This window comes from Chelativorans sp. YIM 93263, from assembly GCF_028767125.1.
GTDB lineage: Bacteria > Pseudomonadota > Alphaproteobacteria > Rhizobiales > Rhizobiaceae > Chelativorans.
Genome location: NZ_JAKCWP010000013.1, coordinates 53,474 through 74,193 on the forward strand (window position 1 = coordinate 53,474; position 20,720 = coordinate 74,193).

A 20,720-nucleotide genomic window follows, 5' to 3' on the forward strand; every position below is an offset into this window, starting at 1 on the left:
TGCTGCTTTATGGCGACATTTGCCCAGAGACACGCGATGTTGCCGATCAGGCTGGCAATCACCGTCAAAGCGTCGAACGGCCGTCAGCGGCAAAAAATACGTCCGCTGTGGCCTTACCCCACCGAACGAGGGACGGGGAGTGCGATTTGGGCAAAGGGGGGAGGTACCTTCTGCCGGCGCCCCGCCGATGTGCGGCACTGCCGCAATACTCGTTTCTTCATGGCTTGCCGCTTAGGCCGTTCACGGCCATGGCGCGCGTAGCCGACATTTGACCACTAAGCGGCAATACCGCCACGCCGCTACCCGAACCCTCGCCCAAACTAAGAATCACTCAGACACGCTTGCCTTTGGCGGACACGGGCATCTGGGGTCAACCGCGGGCTCTGCGCCAACCGGCTTGGCGGGCTTCAGCCTGAGAACGCGGCCAGAGTACCGCAGGCGCTATTCACCAACCACGGCTGCCTGTGCTGCCTTCATTTCTGTTTTGCCTTCACTCTCACGGGCTTCTTTGGTTTTTTCTATAATCTTTTGAAATTCAGTAGTGGCGGCCGATAGGCTTTTAAGGTGTGGCATCATGAGCTTAGCTAAAGGTGTCTCATCTGTTGGTCGTCGCGAGCCGAGGTTGCGGGAGATAAATTCTATTGCGTCCATAGCTTCTCTAAGACGCTTTCCAAAAACCGGTTCGTGATGAGCAAGACGATTTCTGGTCTGATATATGACCTCCAGATTGTCAGCAATCCGGGCCCGCGAATATGTCTTGTTTGGAAAAACCTTCTTCAATGACCGCTTCCAGAGCGTCTTCTCATAATTTTCTGAAAACAATCTCTTCCAGAAGTATATGGTTAGCTGTGCCACAACCTGTCCCTCGGAGACGGGTATTTCCCCTTGTCTGCGAATGGCTAGCCTGGAGCGCTTAATGTTCGCTGGCACTCCTTGAGGGAAGGCGAGCGCATCTAAAGCTAGTTTCTGTCCGTTGTTGAGCTTGGCATATGCAGCACGCCTCGCCATTGCCTCAGCCTTTACTATATTCCGCTGCTCAGGCTCTGCCCAACTGAAGTTCGATGGAGGGCTGCGCAAACAGTCTTGAACTCCCAGATCAGCTGAGATCCTTCGGCAAATAGCGTTTCGAAGGGAGACTTCTATTACACCGATAACCGCAGTAAGTGCACCCGATAGCCCCATGGCCGCCTGATGCAGCTCTATTGCGTCAAGATCTGCATCGGCAATCCTTTTGAAGGTGCCGAGCCGTTCAGCCGACATAAGCCCCCTGATGGCAGCAACATCTCCGTCGGTAAGCCTTCTTGACATTCCCCCCATCCCTCCTTATTTTTTTACTCGAAACGTCGGGATTTATGTCGGCAGCGCGCCTTGCTCGTGACGGACACCCGACGCCCTACAAAAAGGCCGCCCAACGCGGCCTTTTTCATTTTACCGACGCAGCCATTCAAAGCCAACCCTCGCATCGAATAAGTATTTGCCAGCCCATCCGCATCTTGCTCACCCTAAGACTGAGGCGAATTGGCGTTCGTCTCACTCCAAGTTCCGGGCCGGCGATCCGCTTCGCTCCCTAAACCGAATATTTATCGGGCCTGATTATCTGTCCCTGTGAGTAGGGAAGGGGCAGAAGATGCAGAACGCAATTACAGCTGTCGTTTTCTCCGTGGTCCTCGGTGCGATGGCTTGGGAGGGATACAAATACGTCGATCACCATTGGCCGACCTGTTCAATGCTTCACTCGGAGCAGCAGAAGCTGGAGCGCGAACTGGCAGAACGAAGACGGCTCGAAGAGGCAGGCCATATTCAACCCGGTCCCGATCGCAGAATACTTCAAGCGGTCCGCCAAGATCGAGAGCTGCCTACATACGAGGAATACAAGGAGGGGCAGGAGTGGAGGAGCGAAGCGACTGAGCGGCTTTTTGACCGCTGGGAGCGGGAGAAGGAATGTGGCCTAGTTTGATAGAACTTCGCTCTAGAAATCTCGGAGCTGCTTGTAGCATTTGAGTTCGCTTCACCTCGGAAATCGGTAATGATACGTCGCCTGTACTCCGCGCTATCAAAGCAGGGGTTTCATAGGCCCTAACCAGTTGTTTGGTGAATGCATCAACACGCGGATCTTCATCCATAGTGAGGCCTCCATCATCTTCGATGGAACTCCTGTTTGTCGTGCTTCTTCCCGGGCGTCGAATTTTGTCGCGCCAATATTTACTCAACTTCTTAATGGATTACCGCTGGGGCCGCTTAAAAGGCCATAACGCGCAGGCGACACTTGACCGCTGAGTGGCATTATCGCTCAAGCCGCACCCGACCCCACGCCCAAGGTTGCAAACGCCCATAAATGGGCTTTCGCTAAGCAAATGGTCAACGGTGGGCTCTGCGCCAACCGGCTTGCCGGGCATCAGCTTGAGAACAAAACCAGCGTTCACCGTGAATTGGTGAGACGCGGGTAGCGGAATAATACCGCTGGCCGGGGACGTGATAGATGCGCTCACCGGTTCCTACTGAAATGTTGCCCTTGATGTTGCAGCCGGAACCGGGAAGCATGGCGGTAATGGCATCAACGGGAAGACCACCAGTGGAAGCGCCTGCTCCCAGGGCCCCGCTCAACATCAAGACTACAGGCAGTGCGGGAAGCTTCTTGAACCAATGCGACTTGCCGGGAGCTTTTGCACGTGACCACGCCATGGAGGCGCCATACCAGACCCGGCTTACGATTCAGGAAAAGTGGTGCCTGCAATTTTAGGGAAATGCTGCACGAAAGTGAATACACTTGGCGGTGCGACATTTGCCCCCTAAGCGGCAATACCCTCAGCCCGCCCCTTGCTTCCACGCCAAACCTGCAAACGCCCGCAGGCGGCGTTGCCTTGGTCAGACAGGGCACGCGTAGTTGGTGTGGTATGAAGAACAGCGCGACGCGCCGCAGCTGAGCGCCAATGGCAGTTGCTCTGCTCCTGTACCAACGTGATTATTGGGGGTAGTGCTGGAATCGGCAAGGACTCTCGGGATCGCATCAGGCTTGGGCGAGGAAGTTGGTCTACAGCGACGAACGCGGTGCGCAGGATCAGGAACACAAAGAGATTGGCGCTACCCTGCGTTGATTGTGACGACAGTTAGGAAAGACGTAGTTTTGGGGGGGGAATATGGCGGTCATCCGCAAGATTGAAATCAGGAATTTCAGATCGATTAAGTCACTCGACTGGTGGCCAACTGACGGCGTGAACTGCCTGATAGGTGCCGGCGACTCCGGCAAGAGCAGCGTGCTGGACGCCATAGAATACTGCCTCACGACCCGCCGTTCCCTTTCTATCAGCGATTCTGACTTCCACAACCTCGACGTTGAACAGGACATTTCCATCACCTTGGTTCTGGGTCGCCTGGATGACAGTCTCAAAAGCTACGAGACATATGGCGACTTCCTGTCCGGTTTGCGCCGTGACAACGGTGCCATTGAGGAAGAACCCGGACACGGGCTGGAAACAGTGTTGAGAGTCAACTTCTCTGTCTCAGGAGATCTTGAACCCAAGTGGCGGTTATTGTCGAAGCGGGCAGAGGACAAAGGACTGGAGCGCGGCCTCAATTGGGGAGATCGTCTTGCATTGGCGCCAACACGACTCGGCGCTTGGACAGAGCACAACCTGGCGTGGCGGCGGGGCTCGGTTCTAAATCGGCTGAGTGACGAGAAGCCTGATGCGTCGAAGGCACTTGCTGACGCTGCACGCGATGCGCGGAAGACTTTTGGTGTCCAAGCCGAAAAGCAGCTCGGCGATGCACTTGCGTCCGTTAACAAGGCCGCCCGTGAGCTAGGGGTCCCAATTGGGGCCTCGGCAAAAGCCATGCTCGACACCCATTCGGCTTCAGTTAATGGCGGGACGATTGCACTTCACGATGAGCTCGGTATTCCGCTTCGCACATTGGGGCTTGGTTCAACCCGTTTGTTGATCGCCGGCTTGCAACACGAGGTATCGGATAGGGCATCAATCCTTCTCGTTGACGAGATCGAACACGGCTTGGAGCCGCATCGCATCATGCGGCTTGTTAGCTCGCTCGGGGCAAAGACCAAACCGGCACCGCAGCAGGTGTTCGCAACATCGCATTCCCCGGTCGTACTGCGGGAGCTCAGCTCGGATCAGCTGATTGTCCTCCGCCGATCGGGGGATGGTAGTCATGTGCCCCTGGCTATACCGGGAGAAGCACAGGGAACATTGAGATCGTTTCCAAACGCGTTCCTCGCACCATCGGTGTTGATTTGTGAAGGTGCATCAGAAATCGGTTTCATTCGCGGTTTTGATCAGTTTTGTGTCCAAAACGGTCACATCTCACTGCAAGCTGCAGGCTTGGCAATGGTGGATTGTGGAGGCGGGCACGCGGATCACCTCTATCAGCGCGCGAAGACCCTTGCCAACCTCGGATATCGAGTTGGCGTGTTCCGCGACGATGACATCAAGCCCAGCGCAGCGCTGCAAGCTGAAGTCGCGAGATTGGGTGGGATAACCTTTACTTGGGAGGATGGGCAGGACATCGAAACCGCGATCGTGATGAACGTAAGCGAAGGCATATTACTGCGATTAATAGACTACGCTATTGTACTCCATGGATTTGATTTCGTCGGCGATCATATAAAATCCGCCTCTGGAGGGATCGAGACCCTAGAGAATCTTCGCGGGCTCTTATATCCGCAACAGCACACCATTACGGCCGATCAGCGGGCAATCATTGCACGCGCTGCCGGTGGCAAGAATGCCTGGTTCAAATCCGTGGGAGCCATGGAGTCTGTCGCCCGGGAGATCATCGCCCCAAACTTCGACGGTGTAACCGAGGATTTTAAGGCGAAGGTCAACGCGCTTCTCGTTTGGGGGCAAACTTTTTATGGATGAAACTGAAATCCTCAATAGTGACAGAATCAGCATAACAGCTCCCGCGGGATGCGGCAAAACTCACTTGATAGCTGCGTGCTTGCGAGCGTCTGCTGACAAGAAACCCTCTTTGGTCCTGACGCATACAAACGCTGGTGTTGCTGCTCTACGGTCCCGGCTCGATGCAGCGGGCGTCGCGCGCACCCGCTATCGCATCACTACGATCGATGGCTGGGCGTTGCGACTTGTGGGCACGTTTCCGGGTCGAAGTGGACAGTCGCCTAGCATCTTGGCTCTCAAGAATCCTGGGTTTGACTACCCGGCGATCCGTGCTGGCGCACTCAGTATCATCGACGGTCGGCACGTGCAGGATGTGCTTGAGGCGACGTATTCGCGAGTGATTGTCGATGAGTACCAGGATTGCATCATCCAGCAACACGGAATGATCATGCGTTTGTCCGAAGTCTTGCCAACATGCGTCCTGGGGGACGCCATGCAGGCGATATTCGGTTGGGGTAGAAACGTCCTAGTCGATTGGACAAAAGAAGTAGAGGCAACTTACCCGCCGTTTGGACGACTGGATACGCCGTGGCGGTGGGACAACTCTGGGTGTTCTACCCTCGGGAAGTGGCTACTTTGGGCTCGCGGAGCGCTACAAACTGGTGCACCGATCGATTTAAGAAACGCACCGGAAGAAGTAACATGGGTGCAGGTTTCCGGCCCGGATGACGTACAAGCGTTGACCAGGGCGGCTTATACCGCTTCGCCAGTAGCGGGAGGTGGTGCGCTTATCGTCTGCGACAGTCGGCTGCCCCGCCGGCATCGTGAAATTGCAAGTCGTGTAAAGGACGCTGTCGTCGTTGAGAACGCCGATTTATCTGATTTCATCCGGTTCGCTGAACAGTTTAATTTTGCGGCGCCGACTGCTGCAGACGATCTTATCGATTTCGCCGCCAGCACGCTCACCGGCGTCGGCGCGGCCCAACTCAAGCAGAGACTAAAGATTTTGCTAGCTGGCAGAGCTCAAAAAGCACCAAACGATGTCGAGCAAGCGGCGGTCGCCTTTGCTCGAAATCCTGTACCGAATTCTGCGGTGGAGTTGCTGGTCGAGATCAACCGACAGTCTGGTGTCGCACCCTTGCGGCCATCGATATTGCGCGCGTGTATTCAAGCGCTGAATGGTTGCGTTTCACCCATCGAGTTCTACGAAATGGCGGTTCGCACTCGCGAGCAGTCACGCGTGCTTGGTCGCACTATTCCTCGTCGCGCCGTTGGCAGCACGCTGCTGTTGAAAGGTCTTGAGGCCGATGTTTCAATCGTGCTTGATACCGAATCGCTCGATGCTCGGAATCTCTATGTAGCGATGACGCGCGGCTCAAGACGCTTGGTCATCTGTTCAACTAGTCCAGTAATCACACGTCAGATATGACAAAGAATGGCGCACAGCCATGACTGGTAACAAGGCTTTCGCTGTGTCTGGCGATGTCCGCTTTTGGATGGCGACTAAGCCGATCTCTATATGCCGTTGGCCAGCCCGTCTGGTTGCACATCGTTTCACCTTGGTGAATTGGGCCGGTAGAATGGGCGACCGCTGTCGCGTAATTGCAGCCCCAAGCTCGACAACTTGATATTGCTTGCGCGCCGAAGCAGCGGTGCCAAAAACAACATGGGCGCAGCAACTGCAAAGGTAATTGTCAGTGGAACGCTCAGCGTCGAGAATAACTCGGCCATTTGTATATCTTCTCCGTCTATTAATCGAATAGAGAAGAACGATGGCACAGTGAAACCCAAAATGATTGCGAAAAATAGCTACATAGTGGTCGTAGGGAGGCTGCGGCGAGTAGCCTGACGCCAGTCATACGCGAATATCAAACCGAGGCGCTGAAATCTCTCTGCGCGTATTGGATCTAGTTCCTCGCGTGGAAACCAGCTTGAAGGCAAATCCAAGAGGACACGGGCATCGCTCCTGTTCATCTGCTTCAGCAAAGCGACTAGTTCCTCGGTCTCGTCGTCCTTGTAGATTCTGCCTAGTATGCCTTGCCAGAGCGCCGCTAGATCATTTTCCCGCTCCGGATCAACCTTCTGAGCCTCCTCCGCCCAATCCAACATCGCCGCAGCCTGCCGCTCTGTAGGCTCCTTAGCCTCGCCATCGATGTGTTCGACCGTTTTGACCTTCTCAACATGAGCGTTAATGTTCTTGGCGCGCTTGCTATTCACCCATTCCTGCATGCGCTCGCCCCAATACACCCCCAAGACGTCGAAGGCGGGACCAAAGAGCGCAGTGAAAGGCTTGCTGTTGGCGGCACCGACCAGTGCACCAGCTGTACTTGGCAGGCCCTCGTCCGGCTCTTCGTCCGCCGTCTCTGCCATTGCTTTGTCAGACATTTATTTACTCCCCCAAGCTCTTAGCAATGTATCAATACATGGATCTGCTTCAAGGGGAGGAGTGCGCTTGAGTCTCCGGAACACTTACTATTCTGTGCCTTGCGGCTTTCGAATTAAGAATAACGCCCGCAACGGCTATATTCGCGGAGGAAACCGAGCGTTGGCAGCCGTGTCGGTCAGCTTGCTAAGGGCATATTTGACGTCATCATAGAAGGCCGGAAGCTGGCGCCGGAGTTATCCCGTGGCCCAAAATAGGCGAGCGGACCAACCATTGGCCCATTCGCCCGGTCTGTTTTGTGTCCACGCCGTCAAGGTATCGCCGTTCCATGCTGCCCGCAAATCGAAGATTGCTCCACACTGCGCTCCGTTGCGTCCTCCGGGGCGGCCTAACCTTAACGCGAAGTGCGAGCGCCGCAATCGCAAAACGTAACTTTTATGGAGGTCACCATGAACAGATCATCACCCTCCTGCGCCGCACCGACCAATCGATGGAAGAAGCTGCCAGCCAGTCTTCAAGAAGCACCTACATGGTGAACTGTAGCTGTTCACACGAAAAGAAGGCTACCAAGCGTCCTAAGGTGGTTTCTCAGGTGGATGGAAATCCACAAAATAAGCCTATCCCATTGAAAAGTAGTTATTTTCAAGAAATCTATGGTGCCCCTGGCCGGACTCGAACCAGCACTCCTTGCGGAAACCGATTTTGAGTCGGTCGCGTCTACCAATTCCGCCACAGGGGCCCGCACCTGTCGAAGGTGAGCAAGCGCGGACTATACGGTGAGATGCGATCACGTCAACCGCATTGTCCCGCCATTGCGCAGCAAACCCGCTCCGGTTAGATAGGTCGCTCGCCGGAACAGGTCACTCGATCGAGGACACTCCATGCTTCGCAAATTATACGACATGACCCTTCGGCTTGCCGCGACACGGCATGCGGAAAAGGGGTTGGCCGGCGTATCCTTCGTCGAAAGCTCCTTTTTTCCAATCCCGCCCGACGTTCTGCTCATTCCCATGGTGTTGGCTGAGCGGACAAAATGGCTGCGCTACGCCTTCATCTGCACCCTCGCCTCCGTTGCCGGCGCCCTGCTCGGCTACGCCATCGGCGCTTTTCTCTACGAATCGGTCGGCGCGCCGATCCTAAGCTTCTACGGCAAGGAAGATGCTTTCCAGAAGGTCGCGGACTGGTATAACCGATGGGGCGGCTGGGGCGTCCTCTTCGCCGCCGTCACGCCATTTCCCTACAAGGTACTGACGATATTTTCCGGCGCAACCGGGCTCAGCCTGCCCATTTTCATTGTCGTGTCGATTATCGGCCGGGCGCTGCGCTTTTTTATCGTGTCCTGGCTCCTATATCACTTCGGACCGCCGATCCGGACGTTCATAGAAAAGAACCTGGGTCTTCTTTTCACCTTTTTCATGGTCTTGCTCATCGGCGGTTTCGTCGCCGTCCGGTACGTTTTCTGAGGCTGGAATGACACTGAGTTCGCCCACGGGCCGACCACAAACCTTCATCGCAGCCTTTCTGGCCGCCGGAATGACCGTGACGGTCGGCACCGCGCTCGCCTTCGAGCACATCGGTGGCTATATCCCTTGCAAGCTGTGCCTGGAGCAACGTGTGCCGTACTATATAGGCATACCGGTCGCACTCTTTGCTCTTGCCTCCAGCGTGCTGCGGCTTCCGCAAATTCTTACGCGCGTGCTTCTTCTTGGGGGCGCGCTGCTGATGGTCTGGGCCGCTGGGCTTGGCATCTTCCATTCCGGTGTCGAATGGGGCTGGTGGCAAGGCCCCACCGACTGCGGTGTTGTCGCTTCCGGCAGCGGATCAGGCAGCCTGCTCGACCAGTTGGACGCGACGATCCCGCCCGCCTGTGACGAGGCCGCCGGGCGATTCCTCGGCCTGTCCTTCGCGGGCTGGAACGTGGTGGCAAGCACCATTCTCGCCGTATTCGCCTTTAGCGGTGCGCTGAAGCGCTCGTAAAAAATCCGGCTTGATCCGACCACGCTGGTCCCTCTGTTCAGGGTTCCAGCTCGACATCCCAGTACAGGTAATCCATCCAGCTTTCATGGAGGTAGTTGGGCGGAAACAGTCGGCCGTTCTTGTGAAGATCGTGTACCGATGGCCGAAAAGGCTTTTGCTGGGGCCACATCTTTGCCTTGGCTGGCATCAGGCCGCCCTTCTTCAAATTACAGGGAGAACAGGCCGCCACCACGTTCTCCCACGAGGTCACCCCGCCACTACGGCGTGGCACCACGTGGTCGAAAGTCAACTCCTCACGTGCGCCGCAATACTGACATTCGAACCGGTCACGCAAAAAAAGGTTGAACCGGGTGAATGCGGGATAGCGCGAGGGCTTCACATAGCTCTTGAGGCTGATGACACTCGGCAGCCGCATGGAGAAGGAGGGTGAGGAGATCGTATTCTCGTATTCGGCAACGATATTCACCCGGTCAAGGAACACGGCCTTGATCGCATCCTGCCACGACCACAGTGACAGAGGATAGTAACTGAGCGGCCTGTAATCCGCATTCAACACCAGAGCGGGCATGCCGTCCGGTGAAACTGCGATCGTCACGTCCTTAAAGCTCCTTTGCCAGGCAGATCGATCGACGGCATAATGTAAGCAGGTGATGACAATAATGTGAAGCCGGTATTTGGGTTCCCGGCCCGCTGAATCGAAATTTTTCCCGATTTTTCAGAAAGTCAGGCTCCCGGCGCCGCTTCCGCGCCCTTCATTTCACGGTAATAGGCCCAAAGCAGCCGGGCCGCGACAGAACGCCATGGCCTCCATGATTCGGCAAGATGCGCCAGAACCTTCGCGTTCGGGCGGACGTCCAGGGCAAGGGCATGACGCGCTGCCGTCTGGAGGGCGACATCGCCAGCCGGGAATATGTCGGGATGGCCCGCCGCGGTCAACAGATACACCTGTGCCGTCCAGGGACCGATTCCCGGCACCGCAACCAGATCCGCGATGGCCTGCTCGGCGGGCACGTCGCAAAGCTCCGCCAGTTCGAGCTTGCCATCGACGATCGCCATGGAAAGCGCCGTCAGTGCCCGCTGCTTGGCCCGCGACAAACCCGCCTGCACCATGCCCTCTTCCCCGAGCTCCAGAAGCTGCTGTGCTGTGAATGGAACCGCCAACTTGCACAACCGCCCGAAAATCGCTTCGGCGCTGGCACGCGACACCTGTTGTGCAACGATGATCGAAGCGAGCGTCTGAAGCCCCGGCGGGCGGCGGCGCAAAGGCACATCCCCGGCGAGCCGGCGCACGGCAGCAAGCCGGGCGTCACATGCAACGAGCACATCCAGCCCTCGCCCGATATCCTCCACCGTTTCGATGCGCTGCATGAACTGTCCTTGCGATTTCGCCTCATGACGCCTAGCAACGGTCGACCGAGCGAAGCCACCCGTTTTTGGGTCAAGGATGATTACACCGGTTTTCCGATTCGCGCCCAGCCCGAATGGCCTACTGCACCTGGGGCACGCCTATTCCGCGCTTCTGAATTTCGCGATGGCGCGCGACGCCGGCGGACGCTTTCTGCTGCGCATCGAGGATATAGACATCACCCGCTGCACGCCCGAATTCGAGGAAGGCATTTATCGCGATCTTTCCTGGCTGGGGCTGAAGTGGGAGATGCCGGTCCGCCGCCAATCCGAGCATTTCGACGACTATAGGGCGGCACTGGAACAGCTTGCTGATGCGGGCATGGTCTACCCCTCCTTCATGAGCCGGAAGGAAATACGCGCCTATATCGCTGAAGCGGAAGCCGACGGGAAGCCATGGCCACGCGATCCCGACGGCGCTCCCCATTTTCCGCCCGTCGACAGAAAGCGCACAGAGACCGAACGCAAGCGCCGGATGGAGGACGGCGAGCCGTTCGCCTGGCGTCTCGACATGGAAGCTGCCCTGGCCCATCTCGACGGACCTGTTTCCTGGGATGAGGACGGCACCGGGCCTGATGGTGAAACGGGCAAGCTTCCCGCCCTGCCTCACGATTGGGGAGATGTGGTGATTGCGCGCAAGGAGATGCCGGCAAGCTACCATCTCTCCGTTGTCGTGGATGATGCCTTGCAAGGCGTCACGCACGTCGTGCGCGGCCGCGATCTTTTCCACGCCACGGCGGTCCATCGTCTCCTGCAGGAACTATTGGGCCTGCCGGTTCCACGCTACTATCATCACGAATTGATCCTCGACGAGAACGGACACAAGCTTTCCAAGAGACGCGGCGATACCGCCATTGCTTCGCTGCGCGCAGCCGGTACCGCGCCAGGCGATATCCTTCGCATGGTGGGGCTGGATCACGTCAGGTGATCCGGTTCAAGATCGCTTTCATCAGCACAAGAAGGAGGAAAAGCAGGAACGCGCCGGCAACACCTGTGAGCACGGCATCGAGCAACGTGCTAAACCGCCATCCATAGTGGTTCACGCCGTAGATCGCACCAAAAAACCCAACCAGGATGATGATCGCGTTCCCGACGGGACCGAAACCGGCTCCCTTCAAGAGGGCGTCGAGGCCGAACGCAAAGAAATACGACAGCATGGCGACGGCGGCCATGGCCAAAATGAGCCAGCTGGTGTCGAGCTTCATCAGCATTTCGGTCTCGTCCCGTCTGGGTCAGTGTCATCGCATTCCAGGGACATTGACATAGGATGCGAAACTTGCGCTTTCCTTGCGAGCTAAATCTTCACATACTCCATTCCCGCCCCGGAAAACTCAATGTTCGCTGCCAAAGCCGTTCCCGCCATTTTTGTCCTGCTTTGGGCGACCGGCTTCATCGGGGCACGTTATGCCATGCCGTGGGCGGAACCGTTCACCTTTCTTTGGGTGCGGTTTGCGATCACTTTCGCATTGCTCCTCCTGCTCATTCCGCTGACGCAGGCCAAAAGTCTTCCGCCCCGCACGGCATTCCACGCCTGCATCGCGGGCATGCTCATGCATGGGGTTTATCTCGGCGGTATATTCTGGGCCGTCCGACATGGCCTGCCTGCGGGTATGGCCGGGCTTATCGTCGGTTTGCAGCCGCTCCTGACTGCGGCAATGGCCGGCGCCTTCGCCGGTGAAACAATGGATCGGCGCCACTGGCTGGGTCTCGCCATCGGGCTTGTCGGGGTGGCCGTCGTGCTTTCTCCCAAGCTGGGCCAAACGGGCGGTGTCACGCCAGCCACCATCGGCGCCGGGCTTATCGCGGTCGTTGCCATGAGCGCCGGCACGGTCTGGCAAAAACGCTTTGTGGCCAACGCCGATCTGATCACCGGAACGCTTTACCAATATCTTGGCGGCTGGCTCCTGGCCTTTTCGGTCTCGTTCCTGTTCGAGACGCAGCATTTCGTGCTCAATGGAGAGCTCATCTTCGCCATGGTGTGGCTGGTGCTGGTCCTTTCCCTCGGCGCGATTTTCCTGCTCATGTTTCTCATCCGCCGTGGTGCGATCGGCCGCGTCGCCTCTCTGTTCTATCTGGTGCCCGGGGTTACCGCTCTCTTGGCCTGGGTGCTGTTCGGCGAGACGCTGACACTCGTCCAGATCGCCGGAATGGTTATAACAACGCTCGGCGTTGCACTGGCCACCGCTCAGTCACGCACCGTCCGTCCCACCCCGCGATAGCGCATGATGGCGGCGTTCAGCTCCCCGCCGAGAATGAAGATCGCCGAGATGATATAGAGGAAAACCACGGCGATCATCATCGAGGCAAGCCCGGCATAGGTGTTCGCATAGCTGCTGAACCGGGCCAGATAGGCGGCAAAGACGCTGGAGCCGGCCAGCCAGCCCATAAGCGTAAAGATAATTCCCGGGATGATATCCACGAACCGGCGGCGCCCCGCCGGCAACCACCGATGTACCGCCAGAAGCGCCGAAACGAGCACCGCCACGGCAACGACGAAACGCCAGAAGGTTATCGTTCCCATATAGAACTCGATCCACTCCACGCGTTCATTGGCGAAATTGACGGCCACCGGCCCGATCACCAGAAGAACGCTGATGGCAAAAAAACCCGCCGCTGCGACGAGTACGAAAGCCAGGCTTTGCGCACGCAGGAAGAAAAAGGAGCGATTTTCGACGACGCGGTAGGCTCGGTTGAGGGAAAGACGAAGCGCCTCGACCCCATTGGATGCGAAAAAGGCCGCGAACAAGACACCGAAGGTCAAAATATCTCCGCGCCGAACACTGAGAACGTTTACGACCTCCTGCGCAAGCGGCTCGGCCACTTCGTGGGGCCAGGTATCGAAGACGATGTGCACGGCGGTGTCCGCAAATGCTTCAGCCCCGAGAAAGCTGGCAAGAGACGCGGCGAAGATGAGAAACGGAAACAGCGCCATGATGGCGCTGACCGCAAGATGACTGGAAATCGCCCACCCGTCATCGGAGTTGAAATGGCCGAATGCGTCCTTAACGATCTGCCACACCGCCACCAGAACTTGCCGCATAAAGCCTCTCTGTTGTCTTGCATACCCATCTATGTGAAACCCGAACGCAAACAAGCAAACGGCCATAACACGCTCTGGGTTCATGAAAGTAAAAAACACGATCCTCATTACCGGCACGTCTTCGGGCATCGGTGCCTACTGCGCCCGTGCGCTGAATAGCGATGGCTGGCGCGTTTTTGCGACGGCTCGCAGATCCGAAGACCTGGAAAAGCTGAGGGCGGATGGGATCGAGGCTTTCTATCTCGATTATCGCGAACCGGAATCGATCGCCGCACTGGTCGATGGCGTCCTCGCGAAAACGGATGGAAAACTCGACGCCCTTTTCAACAACGGGGCCTATGCGCAAGCAGGAGCGGTGGAGGATTTGCCCGTCGATGCGTTGCGCGAGCAGTTCGAGGCAAATTTCTTCGGCTGGCACGACCTGACGCGCCGCATCGTACCTGTTATGCGAGAGCAGGGTCACGGGCGCATCGTTCACTGTTCGTCCATTCTCGGCCTTGTTCCCGTGAAATATCGCGGCGCCTATGCGGCGTCCAAGCATGCGCTGGAGGGCCTGATGCTTTGCATGCGCGCGGAGCTTGCCGGTTCGGGCATTCATGTCACGCTGATAGAGCCTGGCCCCATCGAATCGAAAATGGCGTCCAACGGACTTTACTGGTTCGAGCGCTACATTGATGTGAACGGTTCGCCACACCGTGAGGCATATCAGGCACAGCTGGCGAGATTGCGGGGAGGCGGGCGCAAGTCGCGGCTGAAATTAGGTCCGGATGCCGTTTATACCGTCCTGAGACGCGCGCTTCTCCATCCGCGCCCCCGGCCCCACTATGCGGTAACCCTTCCGGCAAGGATCGGTGTTGCCTTGAAGCGGATCTTAACCGCCCGCATGTTATACAAAGTGCTCGGCTCGCAGGCATGATTCGCTTCCCGCCACGTCGTTCGCAAGAAAGCAGGAAACTTATATGTCCACCTTTATCGAGATTCTCGCCATCATCGTCATGGTCGCGGTTGTGTTCGTGCTGGTTCGCGGCCTCATCAACATGATACGCGGCGGCTCCGGGAACACTTCCAACAAGCTGATGCAGGCGCGCGTGGCACTACAGTTCGTCGCGATCGTCCTCATCGTCCTGGCATTATGGTACAGTCAGTCAGGCAGCTAAACGGATCGAGCCGTGGTCAAGCTCAACAAGATCTACACGCGCACGGGCGATGACGGAACGACGGGCCTCGGAACGGGCGATCGCCGTTCGAAGTCGGACCTGCGCATAGCCGCGTTCGGCGCAGTCGACGAGGCCAATGCCTGCATCGGCATGGCGCGTCTCCACACGGCAACGGAAAGCCCCGAAATCGACGTCATGCTGGCGCGCATTCAGAACGACCTGTTCGATCTCGGTGCCGATCTGGCGACCCCGGATACCGGAAAGGCGCTCTCCTACGAGCCCTTACGCGTCATTGCCTCACAGGTCGAACGCCTGGAACAGGACATCGATACTCTCAATGCCGGACTTGCCCCCCTGCGCTCCTTCGTTCTGCCCGGCGGCTCACCCGCATCCGCCGCTCTGCACCTGGCGCGCACCGTCGCGCGACGTGCCGAAAGGCTGATGGTCGCGTTGCAGGAGAAGCCCGACGAGACCGTAAGCGAGGAAGCACTGCGATACATCAATCGCGTTTCCGATCTTCTCTTCGTCGCCGCTCGGGCTGTAAATCAGAACGGCGCCGGCGACGTTCTCTGGGTTCCTGGACAGAATCGCTAAGCTCAAGCGATTTACCGCCGCCCCTGATCGACTTCGAATACGCCAAGCCGGAGGGCTTATTGAGGAGCAAGCGCCGTTTCGGTGAGCCGTACCCAGTAGCTGACGCCATGGGGGATGATCTCGTCGTTGAAATCGTAGGCCGGGTTGTGCAGATTGGCGCTGTCGCCATTGCCGAGAAAGATGAAAGCGCCAGGGCGCGCCTCGAGCATATAGGAGAAATCCTCGCCCCCCATCACGGGCGCGACATCCGCCGCCACATTTGCCGGATCTGCAACCTGCCGTGCGACATCCGCGGCAAAAGCCGTCTCCTCGGCATGATTGTAGGTGACGGGATAGTTGGACTGGTAGATGAGGTCGATCGTTGCCCCGTGCGCTTCCCCAACGCCCCGGCAGATGGCGCGCATACGCTCTTCGGCGAGCGCGTTCATTTCCGTTTCCAGGGTGCGAACCGTTCCCAGAAGCGTGACCTTGTCCGGGATGATGTTATGGGAATCGCCGCCCTGAATCTTCGTAACCGAAACGACGACTGATTTCACGGGATCCGCCGACCGCGCGGCGATGGATTGCAGGCTGTCGATGAGTTTTGCCGCCGTGACGACCGGATCCACCGTCGTATGCGGCATCGCGGCATGACCGCCCTTGCCTCGAACCGTTATCGTGAATTCGGCCGTGGCCGCCATGATCGGGCCGGGGCGAAGCGCAAAATGACCGACGGGAACGCCCGGCATGTTGTGCATACCGAAAACGCTGGTGATATCGAAGCGCTCCATCAGTCCGTCCTTGACCATCTCCCGGCCGCCGCCGCCGCCCTCCTCGGCGGGCTGAAAGATGAGCGCGACCGTTCCGGCGAAGTTGCGGGTTTCGGCAAGATATCTCGCCGCGCCCAGGAGCATGGCAGTGTGGCCGTCGTGACCGCAGGCATGCATCATTCCCGGGACCGTCGAGCGATAAGGCTTGTTCGTCTCTTCCTCCAGCGGCAAGGCATCCATGTCGGCGCGCAGGCCGATGCAGGGGCCGTCGCCCCGCTTTCCGCGGATGATGCCGACCACGCCCGTCTGTCCCAGGCCCGTGACGATCTCGCCGCAGCCGAAGGCCTCGAGCTTTGCACGGACGAATTCCGCGGTCTGCTCGACGGCGAACAGAAGTTCCGGCTTGCTGTGCAACTCCCGGCGCCAGGCGGTAATCTCGTCATGAAGCTCGGCGGCGCGGTTCAAAATCGGCATCGTAAATCTTTCCTGTATTTGCTAAGAGAAACGTCTTCGCAGACAATGGCACGCGAGCTGCCACCAAGGCGACATATGCGCGGTTTATATGCCTCGGGCAAGGTGGCTCGGGTGTCGTCATTCTCGGGCATTCCGAGCTGTCAGGTAACACGGAGTTGGAGTATTTGATGCAATCTCGGTACGGATTGAAAGCATTTACCGCTGTGATGCTCCTGATTTCCCTCGTTTGTTTTCCGGCAGCAGCAGGCCCGTATATCCTCATCGATGTGGGCAGCGGACGGGTTCTCGCCCAGGACGATATTTTCAAACGCTGGTATCCGGCTTCGCTGACAAAGCTGATGACGGCTTATGTGAGTTTCCGCGCCGTGGAAAACGGCGAACTGCAGATGAATTCGCCAGTGTACATTTCGCGAAGTGCGCTCAACGAACCACCGAGCAAGATGGGCTATCCTGCCGGCTCCGTGCTCACGCTCGACAACGCACTCAAGATCATCATGGTCAAATCGGCCAACGATGTCGCCACCGCAATTGCTGAAAGTGTCGGCGGTAGCAAGACCGCGTTTGTCGCCCGCATGAACGAGGAGGCGAGTCGTCTGGGAATGACGGACACGCACTTCGCCAACGCACACGGCCTGCATTCAACGGAAAACTATTCGACGGCCCGCGATATTGCGCTGCTCGTGCGGGCCATACGCACCGAGTTTCCTCAGTATGCCGGGTACTTCTCGATTGAGGGTCTGCAAGCGGGCGATAAGGTTTTGCCCAACTACAATTTTCTCGTCGGGCGCTTCGACGGCGCCGATGGAATGAAGACGGGCTATGTCTGCGCCTCCGGCTTCAATCTGGTCGCCACGGCAACACGCGGACAGCATACGCTCGCAGCTGTTGTATTGGGCGCGCATTCACAGGTCGAGCGGGCTGAAAAGGCGGCGGAGCTGTTGACGCAGGGCTTCGAGAGCGTCGGTAGCGTTGCGCCGAGCCTGGCGAGCCTGCGCCCTTCGGATCCGGCGCGGCACCAGCCGACCGATATGCGCCCGGAGATCTGTACCGCCGAAGCGGTCGCCAAGCGGCAGGATGAGCGTGATGACGAGGGGCGTCTGATCGTGGCGTCGCCTCATGTGTTTCCCATGCAGCGCGAACCACGGCTTGTCGCAGTGGGATTGGGCGGTGCCGACGGCCCCCCGTCAAGCGCGCCGCGCTATGCAGATGTGCCGGTTCCCACACCCCGGCCTGAATATCCGCCTGCAGAAGCCTATGCCACTGGGGGCGAAGGCGGTTGAGCATGGATAACGCCGAGCCGATTATGCTCAGCATTCTGACCGGGTTTCTGGGTGCCGGGAAAACGACACTGCTCAACAGGCTTTTGAAAGACCCGGCCCTCACCGAGACCGCCGTGATCATCAACGAATTCGGCGAAGTCTCCATCGACCACCTGCTTGTCGAGCAGGCGAGCGACGAGATCGTGGAGCTCGGCAACGGTTGCATCTGCTGCACCGTTCGCGGGGCATTGATCGACCAGTTGGCAGAGCTGGCGAGACGTCCGCAAAAGCTTCGGCACGTCATGGTCGAAACCACGGGCCTGGCCGATCCAGCGCCGATCATCCAGGCGGTGATGGCGCATCCCGAACTGTCGCGGGTCTACAGCCTCGGTTGCGTTGTCACGGTGATCGATAGCGTGAATGGCGCACAAACGCTCGAAGCGTATGAGGAGGCCCGAAGCCAGGTCGCCTTGGCGGACCGCCTGGTGATCACCAAATCCGACCTTGTTGCCGAGGAAGAGAACGGCGACCTGCGCGGACGCCTCGCATCGCTTAATCCGAATGCGGAGATTCTCGTTGCGAGCGCGGGCGAGACCGGGGCGGCGGCTTTGCTTTTAAACCCATCCGTCGAGCGAGCGCTTCCTCGCGGCAGCGGCCATCATCATCACCATGACGAGCACGGCCATGACCACACGCATTCGCATGGCGAGGAAATGTTCCAGTCCGTTTCGCTCATCCATGACCGTCCCCTCCCCTGGTCGGCGGTCGAGAACTTTCTCGACCTGCTTGCCACGCAGCAGGGCGAAAACATCCTGCGGATCAAGGGCCTGGTAGCCACAGTGGAAAATCCCGATCGGCCGGTCCTTGTCCAGGGTGCGCAGAAGGTCCTTCATGAACCGGAGCTCCTTCCGCGCTGGCCACAGGGTGCGCACCGGACGGGTATCGTCGTCATAGGGCGCAACCTCGACACAGAATATGTTCGGCGCATATTCGCCGCTTTTACCGGCCGGGCGGAGGTCGATACGCCCGACCGGACGGCTCTGGAGGAAAACCCCCTCGCCATATCCGGCTTCCGTCCCTAGACGACTTGCCGGACGCGGTACGTTGCCGCTATGCCCAACGCTATGAGGGCTGCACATAGGATGGCACCCGCGCCGAGGCCAAAGGCCATCGGATATCCGCCTTGGTCGATCAACGGTTGGCTGATGAGCGGTGAAGCAAACTGACCAACGAAGATGCAGGCGGTAAGCATGCCCGCGACGCGGCCGCGGTTGTTTTCGGCGGCCAGTCCCATTGCGGCGGAGCCCAGGTTCGGCATGATGAGACCGAGTCCGCCGCCGACAATCACGGCACCGGGGATCACCGCGGTGGAGGTGTTCGCCAGTGCAACGATGGTGAAGCCGGCAGCCGTGGCGGCAAACCCCACCGCAAAGATTGATGAAACGCCGATCCTCTGCCGCACCCGTCCGTAAAGGAGGGACATGATGGAGGAGGCAAGCGTCATCGCGCCCAGCGTTGCCCCGGTGATGATTGGCGTCGACGCGCTCAGCGTCTGAAGGTGGAAAGGCAACTGGGTTGGCATGAGATAGAAGACCACGCTGTTGATGACGGCCGCCGCGAGCACCACCGCCAACGGCAATGTGATGATCGGTCCCAAGGCCCGCTCACGCTTGCCGTGTTCGACTGGCGCCACCGTGCGAACCGGCTCCCGGATGAAGAGGACGAGCGCCGGCAGGAGGGCGAAGGCAACCGCGTACACGAGAAAGGGGGCACGCCAGTGAAGCTCGGCGAGAATCCCACCGCCGGTGAGGAAGAAGAGGCCGCCCAAGCCCATGAACGCTGCCTGAAGCCCCATGAAGCGGTCCCGCGCCGACCCGCTGAAATAATCACCGATGAGCGCTGTCGCCGTCGTCATTATGCCGGCGACGGCGATGCCGAGAAGGGCTCGGCCGATCAGCATGCCCGTCAGGGAGTCCAGGACGATCCCCGACAGGCCGGAAAGCCCGTAAAGAAGTACGGTCGCAATCGCCACAGGGCGTCGGCCATAACGGTCCGCAAGGATGCCGGCAAAAGGGGCGCAGAGTGCGATGAAAAGCGCCGGGATTGTCAGAACAAGACGGGTGAGAATCGCCGCGTTCGGCGTACCGGCAAAATAAGCTTCTATGGCAGGCAGCGCAGGCGAGATCGTCGCGCCCGCCATGATCGTCAACGCACTCAGGAGAAGAAGGGTTGCATTGCGCGCTGCCGTACTGACCGGCCTTACGCCTGAAGCGGTGCCGAGGTCGTCCAGGGGAGTTCTCATGACAGTCGTATCCTCAAAATCAAACAACATGGTCGCGACCGGGGCGAGCCGGTGGTGCAAAATCGATAAAGGCTATTCGGGGGCGCGCTCCTTCATTGCCGCTTGGGAGCACTGCATTTAGGACCTCAACCTAGATTGAGGTCAATACAAAATTTTTGCGTGTTTGATTTGAAGCGGTCATAACCGTCCGTTCCCGCTCGCCTGCTTCGCCGGGGGTTACTTGGTGTGACCGGGAAACGGGCGCTGGCCCGAACCTCTCTCCATCAATCTGGCGGCTGCTCCACGCTCCCGCCCACCCTCCGGAACACCCGGTGCGCAAAACCAGTGAGCTTAAGTCGAGGATCCACGCTTAGGGAACGCAAGCGATGCCGGGCGCGGCCGTATCGTTACGAAGCGGGGATAAAAATTGGCGCCTCAGACATTGTCTCGGCAGACAACCGATTGTTTTTGCTCGATATCAGAAAAAAGTTCGAACTTTTCTCGGCTGATTTTATCCTACAACGTCCAGCCGCTCTTATCATTCAACCCATC

Annotated in this window: 21 protein-coding genes and 1 tRNA gene; 12 read left to right on the plus strand and 10 right to left on the minus strand. The window is 58.3% G+C overall.

Annotated features, from left to right (window positions below; all coding sequences use genetic code 11):
* Nucleotides 1-441: 441 nt before the first annotated feature.
* The gene (locus LY631_RS19655) at nucleotides 442-1,308 is read right to left on the minus strand and encodes a hypothetical protein (protein ID WP_274427296.1); all 867 of its coding nucleotides are present in this window, start codon (nucleotides 1,306-1,308) and stop codon (nucleotides 442-444) included.
* A 319-nt stretch (nucleotides 1,309-1,627) separates the two neighbouring features.
* On the opposite strand from LY631_RS19655, the gene LY631_RS19660 reads away from it, so the two are divergent.
* Complete coding sequence (locus LY631_RS19660; RefSeq protein WP_274427297.1) at nucleotides 1,628-1,957, plus strand: hypothetical protein; 330 nt, start codon at nucleotides 1,628-1,630, stop codon at nucleotides 1,955-1,957.
* Nucleotides 1,958-2,358: 401 nt separating this feature from the next.
* Here the strand turns inward: LY631_RS19660 and LY631_RS19665 are convergent, their stop codons facing one another.
* On the minus strand, nucleotides 2,359-2,682 hold the full coding sequence (locus tag LY631_RS19665) for a sunset domain-containing protein (RefSeq protein ID WP_445082922.1): 324 nt from the start codon (nucleotides 2,680-2,682) through the stop codon (nucleotides 2,359-2,361).
* Between the two features lie 455 nt (nucleotides 2,683-3,137).
* On the opposite strand from LY631_RS19665, the gene LY631_RS19670 reads away from it, so the two are divergent.
* Both LY631_RS19670 and LY631_RS19675 read left to right on the plus strand, forming a co-directional pair.
* Nucleotides 3,138-4,871, plus strand: a complete 1,734-nt coding sequence (locus LY631_RS19670; protein WP_274427298.1) for an ATP-dependent nuclease — start codon at nucleotides 3,138-3,140, stop codon at nucleotides 4,869-4,871.
* Nucleotides 4,864-6,279, plus strand: a complete 1,416-nt coding sequence (locus LY631_RS19675; protein ID WP_274427299.1) for a UvrD-helicase domain-containing protein — start codon at nucleotides 4,864-4,866, stop codon at nucleotides 6,277-6,279. The genes LY631_RS19670 and LY631_RS19675 overlap by 8 nt, the downstream gene beginning before the upstream one ends.
* Nucleotides 6,280-6,659: 380 nt before the next feature.
* Here the strand turns inward: LY631_RS19675 and LY631_RS19680 are convergent, their stop codons facing one another.
* Nucleotides 6,660-7,235, minus strand: a complete 576-nt coding sequence (locus LY631_RS19680; RefSeq protein ID WP_274427300.1) for a hypothetical protein — start codon at nucleotides 7,233-7,235, stop codon at nucleotides 6,660-6,662.
* A gap of 652 nt (nucleotides 7,236-7,887) precedes the next feature.
* Nucleotides 7,888-7,972 (minus strand) — tRNA-Leu (locus tag LY631_RS19685).
* A gap of 142 nt (nucleotides 7,973-8,114) precedes the next feature.
* On the opposite strand from LY631_RS19685, the gene LY631_RS19690 reads away from it, so the two are divergent.
* Both LY631_RS19690 and LY631_RS19695 read left to right on the plus strand, forming a co-directional pair.
* Nucleotides 8,115-8,696: a YqaA family protein gene (locus tag LY631_RS19690; RefSeq protein WP_274427301.1), complete on the plus strand. Its 582-nt coding sequence runs from the start codon at nucleotides 8,115-8,117 to the stop codon at nucleotides 8,694-8,696.
* Between the two features lie 7 nt (nucleotides 8,697-8,703).
* Entirely contained in the window at nucleotides 8,704-9,210 is a 507-nt protein-coding gene (locus LY631_RS19695) for a disulfide bond formation protein B (protein WP_274427302.1), read from the plus strand.
* Nucleotides 9,211-9,247: 37 nt separating this feature from the next.
* Here LY631_RS19695 and LY631_RS19700 read toward each other — a convergent pair whose 3' ends face one another.
* Both LY631_RS19700 and LY631_RS19705 read right to left on the minus strand, forming a co-directional pair.
* Nucleotides 9,248-9,805 carry an HNH endonuclease gene (locus LY631_RS19700; protein WP_274427303.1) on the minus strand — a complete coding sequence of 186 codons (558 nt, stop codon included), beginning with the start codon at nucleotides 9,803-9,805 and terminating at the stop codon, nucleotides 9,248-9,250.
* A 128-nt stretch (nucleotides 9,806-9,933) separates the two neighbouring features.
* Nucleotides 9,934-10,578, minus strand: coding sequence for a DNA-3-methyladenine glycosylase family protein (locus LY631_RS19705; RefSeq protein WP_274427304.1), 645 nt, complete (start codon nucleotides 10,576-10,578; stop codon nucleotides 9,934-9,936).
* A 76-nt stretch (nucleotides 10,579-10,654) separates the two neighbouring features.
* On the opposite strand from LY631_RS19705, the gene gluQRS reads away from it, so the two are divergent.
* Nucleotides 10,655-11,542: a tRNA glutamyl-Q(34) synthetase GluQRS gene (gene gluQRS / locus LY631_RS19710; protein ID WP_274427305.1), complete on the plus strand. Its 888-nt coding sequence runs from the start codon at nucleotides 10,655-10,657 to the stop codon at nucleotides 11,540-11,542.
* Here gluQRS and LY631_RS19715 read toward each other — a convergent pair.
* Nucleotides 11,535-11,825, minus strand: a complete 291-nt coding sequence (locus LY631_RS19715) for a hypothetical protein (protein ID WP_274427306.1) — start codon at nucleotides 11,823-11,825, stop codon at nucleotides 11,535-11,537. The two genes, gluQRS and LY631_RS19715, sit on opposite strands and share 8 nt — an antisense overlap.
* 123 nt (nucleotides 11,826-11,948) lie before the next feature.
* Here LY631_RS19715 and LY631_RS19720 point away from each other — a divergent pair, with 123 nt between their 5' ends.
* Nucleotides 11,949-12,833 carry a DMT family transporter gene (locus tag LY631_RS19720; RefSeq protein WP_274427307.1) on the plus strand — a complete coding sequence of 295 codons (885 nt, stop codon included), beginning with the start codon at nucleotides 11,949-11,951 and terminating at the stop codon, nucleotides 12,831-12,833.
* Here LY631_RS19720 and LY631_RS19725 read toward each other — a convergent pair.
* Nucleotides 12,800-13,654, minus strand: coding sequence for a YihY/virulence factor BrkB family protein (locus LY631_RS19725; protein WP_274427308.1), 855 nt, complete (start codon nucleotides 13,652-13,654; stop codon nucleotides 12,800-12,802). The two genes, LY631_RS19720 and LY631_RS19725, sit on opposite strands and share 34 nt — an antisense overlap.
* Before the next feature lie 82 nt (nucleotides 13,655-13,736).
* Here LY631_RS19725 and LY631_RS19730 point away from each other — a divergent pair, with 82 nt between their 5' ends.
* The 3 genes from LY631_RS19730 to LY631_RS19740 are packed head-to-tail and all read left to right on the plus strand — an operon-like array spanning nucleotide 13,737 to nucleotide 15,405.
* Nucleotides 13,737-14,570 (plus strand): SDR family oxidoreductase, encoded by an 834-nt coding sequence (locus LY631_RS19730; protein WP_274427309.1) that lies wholly within the window; start codon nucleotides 13,737-13,739, stop codon nucleotides 14,568-14,570.
* A gap of 43 nt (nucleotides 14,571-14,613) precedes the next feature.
* The gene (locus tag LY631_RS19735; RefSeq protein ID WP_274427310.1) at nucleotides 14,614-14,811 is read left to right on the plus strand and encodes a twin transmembrane helix small protein; all 198 of its coding nucleotides are present in this window, start codon (nucleotides 14,614-14,616) and stop codon (nucleotides 14,809-14,811) included.
* Between the two features lie 12 nt (nucleotides 14,812-14,823).
* The gene (locus LY631_RS19740) at nucleotides 14,824-15,405 is read left to right on the plus strand and encodes a cob(I)yrinic acid a,c-diamide adenosyltransferase (RefSeq protein WP_274427311.1); all 582 of its coding nucleotides are present in this window, start codon (nucleotides 14,824-14,826) and stop codon (nucleotides 15,403-15,405) included.
* Between the two features lie 56 nt (nucleotides 15,406-15,461).
* Here the strand turns inward: LY631_RS19740 and LY631_RS19745 are convergent, their stop codons facing one another.
* Nucleotides 15,462-16,628: a M20 aminoacylase family protein gene (locus tag LY631_RS19745; RefSeq protein WP_274427312.1), complete on the minus strand. Its 1,167-nt coding sequence runs from the start codon at nucleotides 16,626-16,628 to the stop codon at nucleotides 15,462-15,464.
* A gap of 167 nt (nucleotides 16,629-16,795) precedes the next feature.
* On the opposite strand from LY631_RS19745, the gene LY631_RS19750 reads away from it, so the two are divergent.
* Together LY631_RS19750 and LY631_RS19755 are read left to right on the plus strand one after the other, a co-directional pair.
* Entirely contained in the window at nucleotides 16,796-17,908 is a 1,113-nt protein-coding gene (locus tag LY631_RS19750) for a D-alanyl-D-alanine carboxypeptidase family protein (RefSeq protein ID WP_274427313.1), read from the plus strand.
* A 2-nt stretch (nucleotides 17,909-17,910) separates the two neighbouring features.
* Nucleotides 17,911-18,969: a CobW family GTP-binding protein gene (locus LY631_RS19755; RefSeq protein ID WP_274427314.1), complete on the plus strand. Its 1,059-nt coding sequence runs from the start codon at nucleotides 17,911-17,913 to the stop codon at nucleotides 18,967-18,969.
* Here LY631_RS19755 and LY631_RS19760 read toward each other — a convergent pair.
* Nucleotides 18,966-20,189: an MFS transporter gene (locus tag LY631_RS19760; protein WP_274427315.1), complete on the minus strand. Its 1,224-nt coding sequence runs from the start codon at nucleotides 20,187-20,189 to the stop codon at nucleotides 18,966-18,968. The genes LY631_RS19755 and LY631_RS19760 overlap by 4 nt on opposite strands.
* Nucleotides 20,190-20,720 lie beyond the last annotated feature (531 nt).

Bases quoted from the DNA above. Each gene is read 5' to 3' on its own strand.
- gluQRS (WP_274427305.1), top strand. From the start codon at position 10,655: ATGATTACACCGGTTTTCCGATTCGCGCCCAGCCCGAATGGCCTACTG.
- LY631_RS19730 (WP_274427309.1), top strand. From the start codon at position 13,737: ATGAAAGTAAAAAACACGATCCTCATTACCGGCACGTCTTCGGGCATC.
- LY631_RS19735 (WP_274427310.1), top strand. From the start codon at position 14,614: ATGTCCACCTTTATCGAGATTCTCGCCATCATCGTCATGGTCGCGGTT.
- LY631_RS19715 (WP_274427306.1), bottom strand. From the start codon at position 11,825: ATGCTGATGAAGCTCGACACCAGCTGGCTCATTTTGGCCATGGCCGCC.
- LY631_RS19675 (WP_274427299.1), top strand. From the start codon at position 4,864: ATGGATGAAACTGAAATCCTCAATAGTGACAGAATCAGCATAACAGCT.
- LY631_RS19660 (WP_274427297.1), top strand. From the start codon at position 1,628: ATGCAGAACGCAATTACAGCTGTCGTTTTCTCCGTGGTCCTCGGTGCG.
- LY631_RS19665 (WP_445082922.1), bottom strand. From the start codon at position 2,682: ATGGCGTGGTCACGTGCAAAAGCTCCCGGCAAGTCGCATTGGTTCAAG.
- LY631_RS19745 (WP_274427312.1), bottom strand. From the start codon at position 16,628: ATGCCGATTTTGAACCGCGCCGCCGAGCTTCATGACGAGATTACCGCC.
- LY631_RS19705 (WP_274427304.1), bottom strand. From the start codon at position 10,578: ATGCAGCGCATCGAAACGGTGGAGGATATCGGGCGAGGGCTGGATGTG.
- LY631_RS19750 (WP_274427313.1), top strand. From the start codon at position 16,796: ATGCAATCTCGGTACGGATTGAAAGCATTTACCGCTGTGATGCTCCTG.
- LY631_RS19655 (WP_274427296.1), bottom strand. From the start codon at position 1,308: ATGTCAAGAAGGCTTACCGACGGAGATGTTGCTGCCATCAGGGGGCTT.
- LY631_RS19725 (WP_274427308.1), bottom strand. From the start codon at position 13,654: ATGCGGCAAGTTCTGGTGGCGGTGTGGCAGATCGTTAAGGACGCATTC.
- LY631_RS19690 (WP_274427301.1), top strand. From the start codon at position 8,115: ATGCTTCGCAAATTATACGACATGACCCTTCGGCTTGCCGCGACACGG.
- LY631_RS19760 (WP_274427315.1), bottom strand. From the start codon at position 20,189: ATGAGAACTCCCCTGGACGACCTCGGCACCGCTTCAGGCGTAAGGCCG.
- LY631_RS19670 (WP_274427298.1), top strand. From the start codon at position 3,138: ATGGCGGTCATCCGCAAGATTGAAATCAGGAATTTCAGATCGATTAAG.
- LY631_RS19755 (WP_274427314.1), top strand. From the start codon at position 17,911: ATGGATAACGCCGAGCCGATTATGCTCAGCATTCTGACCGGGTTTCTG.
- LY631_RS19720 (WP_274427307.1), top strand. From the start codon at position 11,949: ATGTTCGCTGCCAAAGCCGTTCCCGCCATTTTTGTCCTGCTTTGGGCG.
- LY631_RS19680 (WP_274427300.1), bottom strand. From the start codon at position 7,235: ATGTCTGACAAAGCAATGGCAGAGACGGCGGACGAAGAGCCGGACGAG.
- LY631_RS19695 (WP_274427302.1), top strand. From the start codon at position 8,704: ATGACACTGAGTTCGCCCACGGGCCGACCACAAACCTTCATCGCAGCC.